This is a genomic window from Sulfitobacter albidus (assembly GCF_018200035.1).
In the GTDB taxonomy this organism is placed as follows: domain Bacteria; phylum Pseudomonadota; class Alphaproteobacteria; order Rhodobacterales; family Rhodobacteraceae; genus Sulfitobacter; species Sulfitobacter albidus.
In genome coordinates, this window is record NZ_CP073581.1 from 2979413 (window position 1) to 2996649 (window position 17237).

At 63.6% G+C, this 17237-nt stretch carries 13 protein-coding genes and 2 pseudogenes; all 15 read left to right on the top strand.

Annotated features, from left to right (window positions below; all coding sequences use genetic code 11):
- Positions 1-69 precede the first annotated feature (69 nt).
- The 15 genes and pseudogenes from KDD17_RS14560 (at position 70) to KDD17_RS14630 (ending at position 17222) form a co-directional block, all read left to right on the top strand.
- Positions 70-3495: an indolepyruvate ferredoxin oxidoreductase family protein gene (locus KDD17_RS14560; RefSeq protein WP_212704323.1), complete on the top strand. Its 3426-nt coding sequence runs from the start codon at positions 70-72 to the stop codon at positions 3493-3495.
- Positions 3496-3595: 100 nt separating this feature from the next.
- The gene (locus KDD17_RS14565; protein WP_254796809.1) at positions 3596-4615 is read left to right on the top strand and encodes a LacI family DNA-binding transcriptional regulator; all 1020 of its coding nucleotides are present in this window, start codon (positions 3596-3598) and stop codon (positions 4613-4615) included.
- Positions 4616-4707: 92 nt separating this feature from the next.
- Positions 4708-6021, top strand: coding sequence for an ABC transporter substrate-binding protein (locus KDD17_RS14570; protein ID WP_212704324.1), 1314 nt, complete (start codon positions 4708-4710; stop codon positions 6019-6021).
- 109 nt (positions 6022-6130) lie between these two features.
- Positions 6131-6996: pseudogene (locus tag KDD17_RS14575) on the top strand (carbohydrate ABC transporter permease).
- A 48-nt stretch (positions 6997-7044) separates the two neighbouring features.
- Positions 7045-7875: a carbohydrate ABC transporter permease gene (locus KDD17_RS14580; protein ID WP_212704325.1), complete on the top strand. Its 831-nt coding sequence runs from the start codon at positions 7045-7047 to the stop codon at positions 7873-7875.
- A 12-nt stretch (positions 7876-7887) separates the two neighbouring features.
- Positions 7888-8892: an ABC transporter ATP-binding protein gene (locus KDD17_RS14585; protein WP_212704326.1), complete on the top strand. Its 1005-nt coding sequence runs from the start codon at positions 7888-7890 to the stop codon at positions 8890-8892.
- Positions 8889-9667, top strand: a pseudogene (locus KDD17_RS14590) (L-iditol 2-dehydrogenase). The gene KDD17_RS14585 and the pseudogene KDD17_RS14590 overlap by 4 nt, the downstream one beginning before the upstream one ends.
- Before the next feature lie 25 nt (positions 9668-9692).
- Positions 9693-11153: a mannitol dehydrogenase family protein gene (locus KDD17_RS14595; RefSeq protein ID WP_212706255.1), complete on the top strand. Its 1461-nt coding sequence runs from the start codon at positions 9693-9695 to the stop codon at positions 11151-11153.
- Positions 11154-11165: 12 nt separating this feature from the next.
- Entirely contained in the window at positions 11166-12092 is a 927-nt protein-coding gene (locus tag KDD17_RS14600) for a carbohydrate kinase family protein (RefSeq protein WP_212704327.1), read from the top strand.
- Complete coding sequence (locus KDD17_RS14605; protein WP_254796810.1) at positions 12074-12712, top strand: nucleoside/nucleotide kinase family protein; 639 nt, start codon at positions 12074-12076, stop codon at positions 12710-12712. The genes KDD17_RS14600 and KDD17_RS14605 overlap by 19 nt, the downstream gene beginning before the upstream one ends.
- 82 nt (positions 12713-12794) lie before the next feature.
- On the top strand, positions 12795-14558 hold the full coding sequence (locus KDD17_RS14610; RefSeq protein ID WP_212704328.1) for an ATP-binding protein: 1764 nt from the start codon (positions 12795-12797) through the stop codon (positions 14556-14558).
- Positions 14559-14673: 115 nt separating this feature from the next.
- On the top strand, positions 14674-15099 hold the full coding sequence (locus KDD17_RS14615) for a response regulator (RefSeq protein ID WP_212704329.1): 426 nt from the start codon (positions 14674-14676) through the stop codon (positions 15097-15099).
- Between the two features lie 189 nt (positions 15100-15288).
- Positions 15289-15948, top strand: a complete 660-nt coding sequence (locus tag KDD17_RS14620; RefSeq protein WP_254796973.1) for a PaaX family transcriptional regulator C-terminal domain-containing protein — start codon at positions 15289-15291, stop codon at positions 15946-15948.
- Between the two features lie 45 nt (positions 15949-15993).
- Complete coding sequence (locus KDD17_RS14625) at positions 15994-16608, top strand: ribonuclease D (RefSeq protein WP_212704330.1); 615 nt, start codon at positions 15994-15996, stop codon at positions 16606-16608.
- Entirely contained in the window at positions 16605-17222 is a 618-nt protein-coding gene (locus tag KDD17_RS14630) for a hypothetical protein (protein ID WP_212704331.1), read from the top strand. The genes KDD17_RS14625 and KDD17_RS14630 overlap by 4 nt, the downstream gene beginning before the upstream one ends.
- Positions 17223-17237 lie beyond the last annotated feature (15 nt).

Sequence of the window (17237 nt, forward strand, 5' to 3'; positions counted from 1 at the left end):
AATTTGAGCAAGGATCTGAACGCCTTTTTCGCCCCAAGCGTGTATTCTGACATCAAAAGGGAGGCCCGCATGACCAAACACCCCGATAATCTGCCCAGCTATACGCTTGAGGATCGCTACCGATTCGAAACCGGTCGGGTGTTTCTGACCGGGACGCAGGCACTTGTGCGGATCATGTTCGATCAGGCACGGCGCGACCGGGCGGCGGGGCTGAAAACGGCCGGGTTCGTCTCGGGCTACCGCGGCTCCCCGCTGGGCGCGCTGGATCAAGAGCTGTGGCGCGCCAAGCACGCGGCAGAAGCCGCCCGCATAACCTTCATGCCCGCCGTCAACGAAGACCTCGGCGCCACCGCCGTTCTGGGCGCGCAGCAGGCGACGCTCGATCCCGCCTGCGAGGTCGAAGGCGTGTTTTCCATGTGGTACGGCAAGGGGCCGGGGGTCGATCGTTCCGGCGACGCGCTCAAGCACGGGAACGCCTATGGCTCCGCGCCCAAGGGCGGCGTGCTGGTGGTGGCGGGCGACGATCACGGCTGTGTCTCCTCGTCCATGCCGCACCAGTCGGACGTGGCGTTCATGTCGTGGTTCATGCCCACGCTGAACCCCGCGAATGTGGCCGAGTACCTTGAATTTGGCGAATACGGCATCGCGCTCAGCCGCTATTCGGGGACGTGGGTGGGGTTCAAGGCGATCTCTGAAACGGTGGAGAGCGGCCAGTCGGTCGATCTGTCCAGCGACCGCACATTCTCCCTGCCCGCTATCGATCTGCCACCGGGTGGTCTGCACGTGCGACCCTCGGATCTGCCCAGCCCCGAGATCGAGACGCGCATCGCCCATAAACTCCGCGCCGTCGAAGCCTTTGTCGAGGCGAACCCGATCGACCGCGCAATCTATGATCGGCCCGATGCGCGCTACGGCATCGTGACCACCGGCAAAGGGCATCTCGACACGCTCGAAGCGTTGCGCCTGCTGGGCCTCGACGCCGCCGCCTGCCGTCGCCTTGGCATCGACATCTACAAGGTCGGCATGGTCTGGCCGCTGGCGCGCCGCGACGCGCTGAACTTTGTGCAGGGCAAGAACGAGGTCCTCGTGATCGAGGAAAAGCGTGGCATCATCGAAAGCCAGTTCAAGGAATATTTCTATGACTGGCCCGGCGCCAAACCCGACAAGATGGTGGGCAAATACCGCGCCGCAGGCGATCCACTGATCCCCTGGACAGGCGAGTTGAGCCCGCTGAAACTTGTCCCCATCCTCGCCGAACGGCTTGACGCGTTCTTCCCCGATGAAGGGCTCGCAGCGCGCGCCCGCGCGCTGACCGACACGCCGCCGAACCTGCTCAACATCACGGGCGCGACCCGCACGCCCTATTTCTGCTCCGGCTGCCCGCACAACACCTCGACGAAACTGCCCGACGGCAGCACGGCGGCCAGTGGCATCGGCTGTCACGTCATGGCCAGCTGGATGGACCGCGCGACTGTCGGTTACGCCCAGATGGGCGGTGAGGGTGTGCCCCATGTGGTCGCCTCCAAGTTCAACGGCGGCAAGCATATCTTCCAGAACCTTGGCGAGGGCACGTGGTATCATTCCGGCGCGCTGGCGATCCGTCAGGCCGTGGCGCAAGAGACCAACATCACCTATAAAATCCTCTACAACGACGCCGTCGCGATGACCGGCGGTCAGCCCGTCGATGGCCCGGTCAGCGTGCAGGGCATCGCGCACAGCTGCCGCGCCGAAGGGGTCGCGCGTATCGCGCTTGTCTCTGACGATATCGGGAAATTCAGCCGCGGCGATTTCCCGCCCGGCACCAGTTTTCACGACCGCGCCGATCTGGATCCGCTGCAACGCGAGATGCGCGATGTCAAAGGCGTCAGCGTCCTGATTTACGAGCAAACCTGCGCCACCGAAAAGCGCCGCCGCCGCAAGCGCGGCACGCTGGAGGATCCCAGGAAATTCGCCTTCATCAACCCGGACGTCTGCGAGGGCTGCGGTGATTGCTCGGTCGCGTCCAACTGCCTCAGCGTGGAACCGCTTGAGACCGAATTCGGCCGCAAGCGCCGCATCAACCTGTCGAGCTGTAACAAGGATTTCTCCTGCCTCGACGGTTTCTGCCCCAGCTTTGTCACCATCGAAGGGGAGCGTAAACGCAAGCGCGCGGGCGCCACCCTTGACCCCGCCACCCTGACCCGTGATCTGCCGCCGCCCCCGGCGATCTCGCTTGAGACACCGTTCAATCTGCTGGTCGCGGGCGTGGGTGGCACGGGCGTCGTGACCATCGGCGCACTCATCACCATGGCAGCACACCTTGAGGGGAAGGGCGCCTCGGTCCTTGATTTCACGGGCTTTGCGCAGAAATTCGGGACCGTTCTCAGCTATATCCGGGTGGGCGAGCGCCCCGAGGCGATTCATCAGGTGCGCATCGACGACCGCGCCGCCGATGCGGTGATCGCCAGCGACATCGTCGCCTCCTCCGCGCCGCGCGCCTCCGTGCACTACCGCGAGGGCACGCGCTGCGTGCTCAACACCGCAGAGATGCCGACGGGCGATCTGGTGCTGCACCGCGATGCCTCGCTGCGCACCGGCGCGCGTGAGGCCGCGATCCGCGCCGCCGTGGGGGCAGGCAATGTCACCGCCTTCGACGCAAACGCGCTGGCCGAACGCCTACTGGGCGATGCGGTCTTTGCCAACGTCATGCTGCTGGGCCACGCATGGCAAAGCGGGCTTGTCCCTGTGAGCGAAGGGGCGCTGAAGCAGGCGATAACGCTCAACGGTGTGGCGGTCGAAAAGAACGCACTGGCGTTCGATTGCGGCCGCGCACTGGCCGCCAATCCCCGCGTTTTCGACACAAGCGCGCCGGATGACGCCCGCCTCACCCTCGACCGGATGATCGACCGCCGAGCGGAGGAGCTCTCCGCCTCGCGCGATGCCGCCTACGCCGCGCGCTACCGCGACACGCTGGGCGCCTTCCGCGCAGCGCTGCCCGCAGATCAGGCCGAGGATCTTACCCGCATCGCCGCGCAGACCCTGTTTCGGCTAATGCTCATCAAGGATGAGTACGAGGTCGCCCGCCTGCACAGCTCTGAGCGTTTTGCGCAGAGGCTCGCAGCGGAGTTCGAGCCGGGGTTCAAGATCGACTACCATATGGCCCCACCCTTCCTGCCCGGAAGGCGCGACGCGCGGGGGCGCCCGCGCAAGCGCCGTTTCGGTCCGTGGCTGGGCGGCGTGCTCCGCGGGCTCGCACGCATGGCACCCTTGCGCGACGGGCCTCTCGATCCGTTCCGCTTTTCCGCGGAGCGGCGCGAGGAACGCGCGTTGATCGGCTGGTTCGAAGGGATCCTGACCGACATCGCGCCGCAGGTCGGTCCCGAAAACCACGATATCGCTACCAAAATTCTCGAAACACCACAGGAGTTTCGCGGCTACGGCCCGGTCAAGGCCGCGTCTGTCGCAAAGCATAAGCCCCGGATCGAAGAGTTGCTGCGGAAGCTGGCGCAAACTTGACACAAAATTTCTATGCAGAAAAAAATCGTTTACCCGCGTAAAAAAGTTCGCACGCCCGCAAACTTCGTGCCAGACTGCGCGAAACTGCGGGAGGCAAACAGTGAAGAAGCTGCGCAACATGGAAGAGTTCGCCGCGCTCAGCGGGATTTCGCGTCCGACGGTATCCAAGTATTTCAATGACCCCGAAAGTGTGCGCGCCAGCACCCGGGCACGCATCGAAAAGGCGCTGACCCGTTACGATTACCGGCCCAACATCTTTGCTGTGAACCAGAACCGCAAACTGACCAAGAATGTCGGCATCGTGGTGCCCTACCTTGCCGACCCATTCTTTGCCGAAATCGCCCGCAATCTTGAACAGCGCTGCATCACGGCTGGATTCCGCCCGACGCTCTACTCCGCGCATGGACAACCGGATGTCGAGGTTGAGATCCTCGATGATCTGCGTGCGCTCAAGCCCGCGGGAGTGCTGCTGGCCCCTTTGGGTCGCGCCTCCAATCGCGCGGCGATTGCGCGGTTTATCGACGATGTACCGACGATATTTTTCGACAACGTACTCGAGGACCTGGAGGCGACATTTGTCGGCTCCAACAACCCGAATCTGGCGCTTCAGATCGTTGATTATCTGTGTCGCAGCGGCGAACCCCCCTGCTTTCTGGAGATGGCGACACCGGCCAACCCCAACGCCCGCCGCCGCAGACAAGCCTATATCGACGCGATGGCCCAGGTCGGGGAGCGGGCGCAGGTCGTGCAGATCGCGGGCGAAGGCTGGCATTTTGAAGAGATTGGACGCCGCTTTGGCGGGGAGGCCGTCGCGGCGGGTAAATTTGCGACCAACACCGTCCTGTGCAGCAACGACCGACTGGCTATAGGGCTGCTGGCAGCCTGCTATGAACAGGGCATCAGTGTCGGCCTCGGCGCCGACAGCGCCGTGCGCGTGGCAGGTCAGGACGACCACCCCTTCTCGCGCTATACCTGTCCCGCGCTGACCACGGTGGCGCAGGATTATGACGCGATTTCAGGCAAATCGGTCGAGTTGCTGCTGAACATGATCGACGGCGAAAATCCACCGGGCCCGCCAACGCTTTTTGATGGAAAGCTGGTCATGCGCCGCTCTGCCTGAAGTTGTATTTTATCGCGCGTAAAGTTTTTAGTTGACGCAGGATGCACCCGCTCACTAGGGTGCCACATCACATCTACCGAGGGAGGATTCGGATGTTCAGCAAGACCGTATTTGCAACGGCCAGCGCGATCGCGATGATCGCAGGTTCCGTTGCTTTGGCCGATGGCCACAGCAAATCGATCACGATCGCCACCGTGAACAACGGCGACATGATCCGTATGCAAGGCTACACAGATCAGTTCACCGAAGAGACAGGCATCGCCGTCGAATGGGTGACACTCGAGGAAAACGTGCTGCGTCAGCGCGTGACCACGGACATCACCACCAAGGGTGGCCAGTTCGACATCATGACAATCGGCATGTACGAGACGCCGATCTGGGGCGCCAACGAATGGCTCGTCCCGCTTGACGATCTGTCCGCCGACTATAACGCCGACGACATCCTGCCCGCCATGGCCGGTGGCCTGTCGCACGACGGTACGCTCTACGCGGCACCGTTCTACGGCGAAAGCTCGATGATCATGTACCGCACCGATCTGATGGAAGCCGCAGGCATGGAAATGCCCGACGCACCCACATGGGAATTCATCCGTGACGCGGCGGCCGCCATGACCGACCGCGACAACGAGATCAACGGCATCTGCCTGCGCGGCAAGGCCGGCTGGGGCGAAGGCGGTGCCTTCATCACAGCGATGTCCAACTCGTTCGGCGCACGCGTGTTCGACGAAAACTGGGTTCCCCAGCTCGACAGCGAAGAGTGGGCCAACACGGTCAACTTCTTCAAAGACATGATGGATGCCTCCGGCCCCACGGGCTACGCAACCAACGGGTTCAACGAAAACCTCAACCTGTTCCAGCAGGGCAAATGTGGCATGTGGATCGACGCGACCGTCGCGGCATCCTTTGTGACAAACCCTGACGACAGCACAGTCGCCGACAAGGTGAGCTTTGCTCTCGCACCCGACACCGGTCTGGGCAAACGCTCCAACTGGCTCTGGGCCTGGGCGCTGGCGATCCCCGCCGGTACACAGCAGGAAGCCGAAGCCAAGCAGTTCATCGAGTGGGCAACATCCACCGACTACATTGAGCTGGTTGCGGAAAACGAAGGTTGGGCAAACGTGCCTCCCGGTGCGCGTACATCCCTGTACGAGAACCCCGAGTACCAGAAAGTGCCCTTCGCACAGATGACGCTCGACTCGATCCTGTCGGCTGATCCGCAGAACCCGACTGTGGAGCCTGTGCCCTACGTCGGCGTGCAGTTCGCAGCCATCCCCGAGTGGGCGGGTCTCTGGACACAAGTGAGCCAGGAACTGTCGGCCGCCTACGCCGGTCAGCAGACCGTCGAGGAAGCGCTTGAAAAAGCGCAGGCGATCGCCACCGAAGAAATGGAAGCCGCAGGCTACTAAGCCGCTGCTCCCGGGGCGGGCCGATACCGGCCTGCCCCATACCACTCCCTTTCAAATTCCGCGTCATCCCAGCAGACTGCAACCAGTCTGACCGATGGAGGTATGCCCGATGGCCACCCAACACTCCCGTTCCGCCGCGCGTCTGATGATGGCGCCTGCCGTGGTCCTGCTGCTGGGCTGGATGCTCGTGCCGCTGATAATGACGCTCTATTTCTCGTTCCGCCGGTATCTGCCCCTGCGCGGTGGCGATCTGGGATGGGCCGGGTTCGACAACTACACCCGCTTTCTGTCCTCCAGCGCCTTCTGGCCCGCCGTTCAGACGACGCTCATCATCGTCGGTGGCGTGCTGATCATCACCGTATGCCTCGGTATCCTTCTGGCGATCCTGCTGGATCAGCCGATGTGGGGCCAGGGCATCGTGCGTATCCTCGTGATCGCCCCGTTCTTTGTGATGCCCACCGTGTCCGCGCTGGTGTGGAAAAACATGTTCATGGATCCGGTGAACGGGCTGTTTGCCCATCTGTGGCGGTTTTTCGGGGCCGAACCTGTCTCATGGCTTTCCGACGCCTCGCTCGGCTCCATCGTGATGATCGTCAGCTGGCAATGGCTGCCCTTTGCAACGCTGATCCTGCTGACGGCGATCCAGTCGCTCGACAGTGAGCAGCTGGAGGCCTCCGAGATGGACGGCGCGCCGATCCTCAGCCGGTTCTACCACATCGTCCTGCCGCACCTGGGGCGCGCCATCACCATCGTGATCCTGATCCAGACGATCTTTCTGCTGTCGATCTTTGCCGAGATTTTCGTGACCACCGGCGGCGCCTTTGGCACCCGGACGCTGACCTACCTGATCTTCCAGCGCGTGCTGGAAAGCCAGAACGTCGGCCTGGGATCCGCCGGGGGGTCTACGCGATCATCCTCGCCAACATCGTCGCGATCTTCCTGATGCGCATAGTGGGGAAAAACCTCGATGCCTGATCTCATGCACCCCGCGCCCCCCGTCCTTGCCGCGAAAGGAGCCCGCTAATGGCCCGTGCCGTCACATCCCAACGCAAAGCGTTCAACACCGCACTCGCCTGGACGATTGGTCTGCTGATCTTCTTCCCGATCCTGTGGACGATCCTCACCAGCTTCAAAACCGAAGCACAGGCCATCGCCAGCCCGCCGATCTTCCTCGGCTTTGACTGGACGCTGGAGAACTACCGCGTGGTGCAGGAACGCTCCAACTACATGCGGTTCCTGTGGAATTCGGTCATCATCGCGGGGGGCTCGACCATTCTGGGCATCATCATCGCGGTGCCTGCCGCGTGGTCCATGGCCTTCGTGCCCTCCAAACGGACCAAGGACATCCTGCTCTGGATGCTCTCGACCAAGATGTTGCCAGCGGTGGGTGTGCTGTATCCGATCTATCTGATCTTTATCGAAATGGGTCTGCTCGACAGCCGCGCGGGTCTGGTTGTCGTGATGATGCTGATCAACCTGCCGATCATCGTCTGGATGCTTTACACCTATTTCCGCGAAATCCCCGGCGAGATCCTGGAGGCCGCCCGCATGGACGGCGCCACCCTGCGCGAAGAGGTGCTCTATATCCTCACGCCCATGGCCATTCCCGGCATCGCCTCGACGCTGCTGCTCAATTTCATCCTCGCCTGGAACGAAGCGTTCTGGACGCTCAACCTCACGGCGGTCAACGCCGCCCCGCTCACGGCATTCATCGCCAGCTATTCCAGCCCCGAGGGCCTGTTCTTTGCCAAGCTCAGCGCGGCATCCACCATGGCCATCGCGCCGATCCTCATCCTTGGCTGGTTCAGCCAGAAACAACTCGTCCGCGGCCTGACCTTTGGCGCGGTGAAATAAGGGACACGACACATGGGACGCATTCAACTCAACGATGTCACCAAAAGCTTTGGCGACACTCAGGTCATCCCGCCCCTGAACCTCACCATCGAGGACGGCGAATTCACGGTGTTCGTCGGCCCATCGGGTTGCGGTAAATCCACCCTGCTGCGCCTGATTGCGGGGCTCGAGGATATCACCTCCGGCGCGATCGAGATCGACGGCACCGACGCCACCTCGACCCCGCCCGCGAAACGCGGTCTGGCGATGGTCTTCCAGTCCTACGCGCTCTACCCGCATATGTCGGTGCGCAAGAACATCGCGTTCCCGCTGCGCATGGCCAAGATGGACGCCGCCGAAATCACCCGCCGCGTCGAAGGGGCGGCCAGCGTGCTCAACCTCACCGACTACCTTGATCGCCGTCCGGGTCAGCTGTCGGGGGGCCAGCGCCAGCGTGTTGCCATCGGCCGCGCCATCGTGCGTGAGCCTGCCGCATTCCTCTTTGACGAGCCGCTGTCAAACCTCGACGCCGCCCTGCGCGTCGGCATGCGCCTTGAGATTTCCGAGCTGCACAAGCGCCTTGCGACCACGATGATCTACGTCACCCACGATCAGGTCGAAGCGATGACCATGGCCGACAAGATCGTTGTGCTGCGCGCGGGCCACATCGAACAGGTCGGCTCCCCGCTCGAGCTCTACCGCGCGCCGCGCAACACCTTTGTCGCGGGCTTCATCGGCTCGCCCAAGATGAACCTTATCGAGGGGCCTGAGGCCGCCAAGCACGACGCCCACACCATCGGCATTCGGCCCGAGCACTGCGACATTTCCAAGACCGAAGGTATTTGGAAAGGGACCGTGGGCGTGTCCGAACATCTGGGCTCCGACACCTTTTGCCACGTGCACGACACCGGTCTGGGCGACATGATTACCGTGCGCGCACAGGGCGACGTGGCGTTCAAGCACGGCGATGACATCTATCTCACGCCCCAGCCCGACCAGATCCACCGCTTTGGCGCAGACGGTCTGCGCATCGCATGAAACGGCTGGACGGCAAAACCGCGCTGATCACCGGCGCCGCGCGCGGCATCGGGAGCGCCTTTGCCGAAGCCTATGTGGCCGAAGGCGCGCGCGTGATCATCGCCGACATCGACGAAGCCCGCGCGGCGCAGACCGCGAACGCCATCGACCGGGACAAGTGCCTGGCGGTGCACATGGACGTGACCGACACGGCCAGTATCCGCGATGGCTTGGGCGTGGCCGACAGTTACGATTTCGGCGATATCGACATCCTGATCAACAACGCCGCGATCTTTACCGCGGCACCAATCGTCGAGATTGCCGAAACCGATTACGCCCGCGTTTTCGACATCAACGTCAAGGGTGCTCTTTTCACCCTTCAGGCGGTAGCCGAACGCATGATCGCGCGCGGCAAGGGCGGCAAGATCATCAACATGGCCTCCCAGGCCGGCCGCCGGGGGAGCCGCTGGTCGCGGTCTACTGCGCCTCCAAGGCGGCGGTGATCTCGCTCACCCAGTCGGCGGGGCTGGACCTCATTCGCCACGGCATCAACGTCAACGCCATCGCGCCGGGTGTGGTGGACGGTGAACACTGGGACGGCGTCGATGCGTTTTTCGCCAAACACGAGGGCAAAGCACCGGGCCAGAAAAAGGCCGAAGTCGCAGCCGCCGTACCTTTCGGACGCATGGGCACCGCCGAGGATCTCACCGGCATGGCCGTCTTTCTCGCCTCTGACGAGGCAAACTACATCGTCGCCCAGACCTACAACGTCGACGGCGGAAACTGGATGAGCTGATGAATAAAGTCGCCCCCCCAAACCCCTGCTCAAGCTTGGCGATGACACGCTTGGCGATCTGCCGATCACCGTCACGCGCCCCACCTACGACCGCGCAGCCCTGCGGCCCGGCATCGTGCACGTGGGTCTCGGCAATTTTCACCGTGCCCATCAGGCGTGGTATCTGCACCGCCTGATGCAGCAGGGGCTGGCGCAGGATTGGGCGATCATCGGCGCGGGCGTGCGCGCGCCCGACGCGGCCATGCGCGACCGTCTTGCCGCGCAGGACTACCTCACCACCCTGATCGAGCTTGACCCGGACGGCATGTCCGTCGAAGTGACCGGCGCGATGATCGATTTCCTGCCCGTCGCCGAGGATAACGCCCCGCTGATCGCCTGCATGAGCGATCCTGCGATTCGCATCGTGGCACTGACCGTGACCGAAGGCGGCTATTACGGTGGGCCCGACGGGGCGTTCGATCTGGACCACCCGGATATCACCCACGACATCGCCCATCCGGCGACTCCGCGCACCGTCTTTGGCGCCATCGTCGCCGCGCTTTCGGCCCGTCGTGCGGCAGGCGCGCAGCCCTTCACCGTGCAAAGCTGCGATAACCTGCAAGGCAACGGCGACATCACCCGTGCCGCCGTGCTGACGCTGGCGCAGCAAACCGATGCCGCGCTTGCCGACTGGATCGCTTCCAATGGTGCCTTCCCCAACTCCATGGTCGATTGCATCGTGCCCGCCACCGGCCCGCAGGAACTGGCCCTCGTGCAACGGCTCGGCATCGACGACGCCGCCCCGGTAACCCACGAAAATTTCCGCCAATGGGTGATCGAGGACAGCTTTTGCGCGGGCCGTCCCCCGTGGGAAGCGGTGGGCGCCACGCTGACCGATGATGTGCACGCCTTTGAGGCGATGAAGATCCGTATGCTCAATGCAGGCCATCAGGTGCTGGCAAACGCGGGCGAATTGCTGGGGATCGAAACGATCTCGGGCTGCATGGCGCACGCGGACATTGCCGCGCTGTTTCAAAAGGTTCAGCAGAGCGAAATCGCGCCGCACGTCACCGCCGTTCCCGGCATGACGCCGGACGCTTACATCACCCTCATCAGCCGCCGCTTTGCCAATCCCGAAATCCACGACACCACCCGCCGGGTCGCCTTTGACGGCCTGTCGCGGCACCGGGGATTCATCCATCCCATTCTGCGCGACGCACTTGTCGGCGACACGCCGATCAAAGGGCTTGCGCTGGTAGAGGCGCTCTGGGCGCGAATGTGCGCGGGCACCCGCGAGGACGGCAGCGAAATCGCCCCGAACGACCCGGAATGGGATCGCCTGAACACCCTCGCGCAGACCGCCCGTACCGATCCCAAAGCGTGGCTTACGCTCTACGACGATCTTGGCGATCACGCGCCGTTTGCCGATGCGTTTGGTGCTGCCCTGTCGCAGATTTGGAAAGAAGGCACAGGGGCGGCAATCCGCGCCTACCTTGCCGACACCTGAGCGGAGCGCCCCATGATCCTGTGCAACGGCGAAGCGTTGATCGATATGCTGCCAATTTCTGTCAGCACCGGCCCCGATGCCTTCCAACCTCATCCCGGCGGCGCAGTCTTCAATACCGCTATCGCCTTGGGGCGGCTCGGAGTTGATTGCGGCCTGCTCACGGGGCTGTCGCGCGACATGTTCGGCGATCAACTGACCGAGGCACTGCGCGTTTCAGGGGTAAGCACTGCGCATGTGATCTACAGCGACAGACCCAGCACGCTGGCCTTCGTTCGGCTGACAGACGGGCAGGCAAGCTACAGCTTTTTTGACGAAAGCTCCGCCGGGCGGATGCTGGCGCCCCAGGATCTGCCAAAGCTCGACGCCGGGGTCACGGCACTTTACTTCGGGGGGATCAGCCTCGCGTGCGAGCCTGCGGCAGAGACCTACGCCGCCCTTCTCGACCGTCACGCAGACAGCTACCCGGTGATGATCGATCCCAACATCCGGCCCGGTTTTATCGCTGATCCGAACCGCTATCGGGCGCGTCTGAACCGCATGATCGGCCAAAGCGATATCGTCAAAGTCTCCGACGAAGATCTCGATTGGATCGACACGGGCACGGGGGACGTCGCGACCAAGGCGGCGCGCCTGCTGGCACAGGGACCGGCCGTCGTGATCGTGACCCGTGGTGGCGCGGGCGCCACCGGCTACCTGCGCGGCGGGGCGACGGTCGATGTGCCATCGCAAAAGGTGTTGGTCGTCGATACGGTCGGCGCAGGCGATACGTTCAACGCGGGCGTTCTGGCGCAGCTCAGCCGGGACGGCGCGTTGCAAAAATCCACGCTCGCCACCCTGTCGCCGGACACGCTGCACGCGGCGCTGTCTTTCGGGGCCACGGTTGCCGCCGTCACCGTCTCCCGTGCGGGCGCCAACCCGCCGTGGGCCCACGAAATTTGACCGCGCAGCCGATTGATATCGCTGCGCTGGCGCGCGAGATCTCCGACCGTAACACAGCACGGGATCGGTTGATCGTCGCCATCGCCGGTGCGCCCGGCTCCGGCAAATCCACACTTGCCGAGGATCTGGCCAACCGCCTTGGCGCGGGGGCGGCGGTCCTTCCGATGGACGGCTTTCATCTCGATAACGCGACCCTGCGCGCCGCCGGGCTGTTCGCGCACAAGGGCGCGCCCAACACCTTTGACGCCGCCGGTTTCATCGCCCTTCTGCGCGAAGTGCGGGCCGGTGGTGCGGTATCCTACCCGACCTTTGATCGCAACGCGGACGCCACCGTTCCGGGCGGCGGTATGATCGACGCAGACACGCGGATTGTCCTTGCCGAAGGGAATTACCTCCTGCTCGATAACGCCCCATGGGACAGGCTGGCGCCACTCTGCGATCTCACCGTGCAACTGCATGTTCCACGCCACGTGCTGGAGCAGCGGCTGATCGACCGATGGCTGGCGTATGGCCTGGACCCCGAGGCCGCGAGGGCGCGCGCGCTGGGCAACGACATGCGCAACGTCGATACGGTCGTCAGCACCTCGCGCCCCGCAGACTATGTCATCCGACAGAGCTAGCGAGGGTCCAGAGCGCGAACCCCTCGACGGATTTCTCAGCCTTGCCTATGCTCGCGAGATGGTCACAGGTTCAGAACGCGATATGCGATCAAAACGGGCCCCTGCGCCGGACCCGGAAGATGCCCGCAAGCTCGACGAAATCGCCTCCGTGGCGATGGCGGAAAAGCTTGGCGGAACGATGTTCTATACCCACGTGGGGCTGATCCTGCTGGCCGCTGCGCTTGCGGCCGGTATCAGGGGATTGTGGACGCTCAGCGCCATCGCCTTTCTTTATCTGCTCACGTTGACGGCCGAAAAGGCGCTCGCCCTGTGGGCATTCCGTCACGAAAAACCGAGTATGCATGCGCCCGTTCTGGGTATCCTCACGGTGCGGGCGCTGATCTACAATGTGCTTGTGCTCAGTGTCTGGGCCATGCCGGGCGACACCTACAAGATGGCGGCAGCCGCGCTGATGGTCGCGGCGACGGTCAATATCTTTGTCTTTCACGCCACGCATCCGCGAATTATCCTGTGCACCGTGATCCCGACCTGGCTGAATTTCGGCGCCATGGCCGCGAATGTCATTCTGTATCGTGGCACGGTCGAGGAAGGGATCGCCGCGCTTTTGGTCTTTCTCTTCATCGCGCCCTATTTCCTGCTCGGCCTGCGTCAGGCCAATCGTCAGGCGACCGAATTGGCAGTCACCCGAAACGCGCTCACCCAGTCACAAAAACACGATGCCCTCGGCAAGCTGTCGACAGGGATCGCACATGATTTCAATAATATTCTCGCCGTGACCCTCGGCAACGCGGAGCTTTTGCATGGCGCGCCGGCGCATTTGCGCACGCATCTTGCCGACGAGATCATCAAGGCCGCCGAGCGCGGCGCGGCCCTGTCACAGCAGTTGCTCGCATTCGGCAGTCGCTCCCAGCTGGCGCCGGCAGTTCATGACGTGCACGTGATCTGCAAGGACGTGCGCGCCATGCTCGACAGGCTCCTGCCCCGCAGCATCGAAACCGATGTCGTGATTGCCCCACAAACGCCAAAACTCTTTGTCGACCGCGCCCTGCTCGAAACGGCGATGCTCAACCTCGCGATCAATGCCCGCGACGCGATGCCGGATGGTGGTACGCTCACGATCACCGTCGGTCCCACCGAACAGGACGGGTGGCAGCCAGCACTTCTCACGGAGGCCGCGCCGGGCGTGACAATCCGTGTCGCGGACACCGGAGTAGGGATCCCGGTCTCCGAACAACAGCAGGTCTTCGATCCATTCTACACAACCAAACCGGTCGGTTCAGGATCGGGTCTGGGGCTGTCGATGGTGCTGGGGTTTGCGCGGCAATCGGGCGGCACCCTCACGCTCGAAAGTACGCCGGGCCAGGGTACCACGCTGATCCTCACCCTGCCCGCCGCACCCGACGACGCGAAACACAGCGCGACAAACGCCGCCTTACCGCAAGTGGCGGCAACGCGCGGCACCGTGCTCCTGGTCGAGGATGAAGCAGGGCTTCGCCACGCGTATATGCGCCACCTCGAAATTGCCGGTTTCAACGTGGTCCTCGCCCCCGATGGTGAGGCCGGCTCACAGCTTCTGGACGAGGGCCTGCGCCCCGCCGGGCTCGTGACGGACCTTGCCATGCCCGGCGCGGTGCAGGGCGATGAACTGATCCGCCGCGCGCGGCGGCTGATGCCTGATATTCCCGTTGTCCTGGTGTCCGGATACCCTGACCGGGTTGTGACAGAACTTGGCGCGATGAATCCTGCGGTGGATATTCTGCAAAAGCCGCTGCGGGGCAAAACCCTCGTCGATGCGGTCATTCAGGCGCTCACACCAGCAGACCGCACCCCCAGCCCACAGCTTTAGCGCTAGCAGAACCGGTAGTTCCGGCGCATACTCCCGCCAATGCGCGTGAAATTTGTCGTCCCACGCGACCCCGCTGCCCAAATTTACCCCCTTCGAAGCCCGGACATCGCGCGCCATGATGGACATAGCTGATACAGACCTGGCTCCCGATCCGTGGTTTCGGGCACTTGTCGTGGATGACAATCCGGCGTTTCGCGCGCTCCTGTGTCGGCAACTGGCGCGGATTGGCGCAACCGTGCGGGACGCGGGTGATGCGAGTGTGTTTCTCTCGGCCTTGCATCTGACGGAGCGGCCTTTTGATCTGGCCGTGATCGACATTGGCCTGCCCGGCCTTCAGGGGGACAAGATCATCAGCTGGCTGCGCAGCAGCGATGATGCACACCTGCGCGGCTTGCCGATCATCGTGGTCAGCGGCGGGGACACCGCAGGCACCGAATTCGCAGCGGCGGCGCCTCGGGTGCTCTTTCTGCAAAAACCTTTTCGTCAAGAACGCCTTGTTGCCGCCGTCAATCAACTGTTGCGCGGCGGGCTTGCACATTGAGTGTCGCGACCTGTGGCACCCAAGGGCGATTTGCGTATAACGGGGCTTGAATGGCGACGCGGATGTTCCCCCGATGAAACAGACCCCCTATCAAACAACCGTGCAGGATCTGATTGATCTGGGGGCCATCGGGTCTGGTCCCTGATTGTCAGCCTCTTTGGAGATCTGGCGCAGCACCGCGACATCAGTATCGAAGGGCCGGTCCTGTCTGCGCTCATGGCCGAGATGTCGGTCAAGCCGGAAGCCGTGCGCGTCGCCCTGCACCGGCTGCGCAAGGAAGATTGGCTGACGTCGCGCAAGACCGGCCGCACGGGCCGCCACGCCCTGACCGCAAAAAGCCGCCGCGAGAGCCAGCACGCCAGCGCACGTATCTACGCCGCCCCCGGTGACGGCCCCGATGGCTGGCAGATGGTGATGCTGGAACACCCGCACAGAACCGCACCCGAGAAGATGGCCAAACGCGGCTTTCACCCGCTGATCCCACGGCTCTATATCGGTGGCGCGCAAGCAAAGGCGCCCAAACACGCGCTGACGCTTGGCAGCAGTCAGGTGCCAGACTGGCTGCGGAGTGAAATCGCGCAGGGGCTCTACGCGCCGGAATACGACGCCCTTGCCCGCATCCTCACCCGTGCCCAGGCAACGCTCGATCCAGCCGATCTTTCGGCGCTACAGATTGCCGTACTGCGCTGCCTGATCGTGCATAACTGGCGGCGCATCGTGCTCAAACACCCCGTGCTGCCCAAAGGGCTCCTGCCCGACGACTGGCCCGGCCACCGCTGTCACGCGCTCGTTGACCGGCTGCTGGCCCGGCTGCCGCGCCCCGCGATCGAGACGATCCAACCCGACTGATCCCCGGCCCTTTCGCGCCACCCAAGCGCGGGATATAGAGAGACCATGACACATAGCGTACACCTCAACGACCTGCCCGACGGGCTCGACCTTGGCCCCATCGTGGCGATTGATTGCGAAACCATGGGGCTGCATCCGCACCGCGACCGGCTTTGCGTGGTGCAGCTCAGCGGCGGCGACGGCACGGCCCATCTGGTGCAGATCGCCAAGGGCCAGACAGAGGCGCCCAACCTCACGCGCCTGCTCGAAGATCCGGACGTGCTCAAGCTGTTTCACTTCGGTCGCTTCGACATCGCGGCGATGCAGAACGCCTTTGGCGCCGTCACCGCGCCGGTCTACTGCACCAAGATCGCCAGCCGCCTCGTGCGCACCTATACCGACCGGCACGGTCTGGCGAAATTGCTCAGCGAACTGCTTGGCATCGATATCTCCAAACAACAGCAATCCAGCGATTGGGGCGCCGACACGCTGACGCCCGCGCAGGTCAGCTATGCCGCGTCCGATGTTCTGTACCTGCACCAGCTGCGCGACGCGCTCAATGAGATGCTGTTGCGCGAGGGCCGGATGGAGATCGCGCAGGCCTGTTTCGATTTCCTGCCCATGCGCGCCCGCCTCGATCTTGAGGGCTGGCCCGAAACGGACATCTTCGCCCACGCATGAGCGGGCGCGCGGACCCCTCGCGCGCGGATAGACACTCCCGCGCCGTGGCCTTGCTCAAGGTCGTGCTGCCGCTGGCCGCCCTCGCGATCCTGTCGACGCTGTTCCTGCTGTCCCGCGCGATGGCGCCCGAAGGCGCCGTGCCCTTCGCCGACAAGGAAATTCAGGACCGGCTGCGGGATCAGCAGATCACCGGGCCGTTCTTTTCCGGCTCTTCGGCGGATGGGGACCAGATCTCCTTTTCCGCCGATACGCTGAAAAGCCCCGAGGGGCGTGTGGGCATCAACCGCGCCGAGGGCGTGCGTGCGCGCATCGTCACCGCCGCCGGCGCGACATACCAGCTCAGCGCCGACGCTGCCGAACTGGACATCGGCGCCAACACGGCGCTGCTGGACGGCAATGTCACCATCCTCACCTCGCAAGGCTACAGGCTGAATACCGCGCAGCTGACCAGCGGTGTCAGCAACGTCACGCTGACCGCGCCGGGCAAGGTGACGGCCCTTGGCCCGATTGGCACCCTCGATGCGGGCGCAATGACGATTACGTCACCGGATACGGGCAACGGTACGCAAATGCTTTTCACCGAGGGGGTGAAGCTGGTATACGATCCCAACTGAGCTTGGAAGTCTTAC